Origin of the sequence: Salinivibrio sp. KP-1 (assembly GCF_000968645.1) — a bacterium.
GTDB classification, from domain to species: Bacteria; Pseudomonadota; Gammaproteobacteria; order Enterobacterales; family Vibrionaceae; genus Salinivibrio; species Salinivibrio siamensis.
This window is the reverse complement of record NZ_LAQR01000039.1, coordinates 1-1686: the sequence shown is the minus strand read 5'-3', so window position 1 is coordinate 1686 and position 1686 is coordinate 1. Positions and strand designations below refer to the sequence as shown.

Annotated in this window: 5 tRNA genes and 2 rRNA genes; all 7 read right to left on the bottom strand. The window is 49.8% G+C overall.

Annotated elements, in window-relative coordinates:
• Positions 1–485: ribosomal RNA gene (locus WN56_RS11015) — 23S ribosomal RNA — on the bottom strand; the annotation flags it as partial.
• A 347-nt stretch (positions 486–832) separates the two neighbouring features.
• Positions 833–908, bottom strand: a tRNA-Ala gene (locus WN56_RS11010).
• Positions 909–942: 34 nt separating this feature from the next.
• Positions 943–1018: transfer RNA gene (locus WN56_RS11005), tRNA-Val, on the bottom strand.
• Between the two features lie 12 nt (positions 1019–1030).
• A tRNA-Ala gene (locus WN56_RS11000) sits at positions 1031–1106 on the bottom strand.
• 12 nt (positions 1107–1118) lie between these two features.
• Positions 1119–1194, bottom strand: a tRNA-Lys gene (locus WN56_RS10995).
• 2 nt (positions 1195–1196) lie between these two features.
• Positions 1197–1272, bottom strand: a tRNA-Glu gene (locus WN56_RS10990).
• Between the two features lie 81 nt (positions 1273–1353).
• Positions 1354–1686: ribosomal RNA gene (locus WN56_RS10985) — 16S ribosomal RNA — on the bottom strand; the annotation flags it as partial.

The window sequence follows — 1686 nt, the reverse complement described above, 5'->3', positions numbered from 1 at the left end:
CCCCTCACAGGGGTTCTTTTCGCCTTTCCCTCACGGTACTGGTTCACTATCGGTCAGTCAGGAGTATTTAGCCTTGGAGGATGGTCCCCCCATGTTCAGACAAGATATCACGTGTCCCGTCCTACTCGTTTTCACGGCTAAGGCGCCGTCGGTTACGGGGCTATCACCCTTTATTGCCAGGTTTTCCAACCTGTTCACCTAACGCCTAAGCCGCTTAAGGGCTGCTCCGGGTTCGCTCGCCGCTACTGCCGGAATCTCAATTGATTTCTTTTCCTTCGGGTACTTAGATGTTTCAGTTCCCCGAGTTCGCCTCTTAGCGCTATGTATTCACGCTAAGATACCTGCTTATGCAGGTGGGTTTCCCCATTCGGACATCGATGGCTCAAATGCCTCTTACCAGCTCACCATCGCTTTTCGCAGGTTAGTACGTCCTTCATCGCCTCTGACTGCCAAGGCATCCACCGTCTACGCTTAGTCACTTAACCATACAACCCCAAGAGGTTTTATTTACGGCGAGATTGTCTAAAAAAGAAATCTGCGTCGCAAAACCACTCAGTGTTGAATCATCAACTAATTAAGGTTTTGTTTTTGCCGGACTCAAAATAGAGACTTTGCTTATCACTAAGACAAAGCCCAAGCACACTTGATTGTGTGAGTGACATTACATGTCACTGATTGAGAACTTTACTGTCATTCTTTAAGAATGACTTGTCAGCTTTCCAGATTGTTAAAGAGCATGTGTATTTATCAATACGATAAACCACTTTATTTTTTGCTTTCAGACAGCACTCATCGCAACAGGCGTCAACTGCTGTAAAAACAAAGAGTAAAATGGTGGAGCTAAGCAGGATCGAACTGCTGACCTCCTGCGTGCAAGGCAGGCGCTCTCCCAGCTGAGCTATAGCCCCATTTTGTTGTAGTGCTTTTCTCTTGCAGAGAAAATGGTGGGCGATACCGGGCTCGAACCAGTGACCCCCTCCTTGTAAGGGAGGTGCTCTCCCAACTGAGCTAATCGCCCATCTTCCAGACTTGGTGGAGCTAGGCGGGATCGAACCGCCGACCTCTTGCATGCCATGCAAGCGCTCTCCCAGCTGAGCTATAGCCCCGCGTCTGAGAAATGGTGGGTTGTACAGGATTCGAACCTGTGACCAATTGATTAAAAGTCAACTGCTCTACCAACTGAGCTAACAACCCAATGGCGTCCCATAGGGGAGTCGAACCCCTGTTACCGCCGTGAAAGGGCGGTGTCCTAGGCCTCTAGACGAATGGGACACGCTGATATGTTTGGGAACATATCCTCTTTAATACTTCAACCTATACAATCTGTGTGAACACTCGCAACAATAGCGTCAGTAAGGAGGTGATCCAGCCCCAGGTTCCCCTAGGGCTACCTTGTTACGACTTCACCCCAGTCATGAACCACACCGTGGTAAACGCCCTCCCGAAGGTTAAGCTATCTACTTCTGGTGCAGCCCACTCCCATGGTGTGACGGGCGGTGTGTACAAGGCCCGGGAACGTATTCACCGTGGCATTCTGATCCACGATTACTAGCGATTCCGACTTCATGGAGTCGAGTTGCAGACTCCAATCCGGACTACGACAAACTTTAAGGGATTCGCTCCACTTCGCAGCTTCGCTGCCCTCTGTATCTGCCATTGTAGCACGTGTGTAGCCCTACTCGTAAG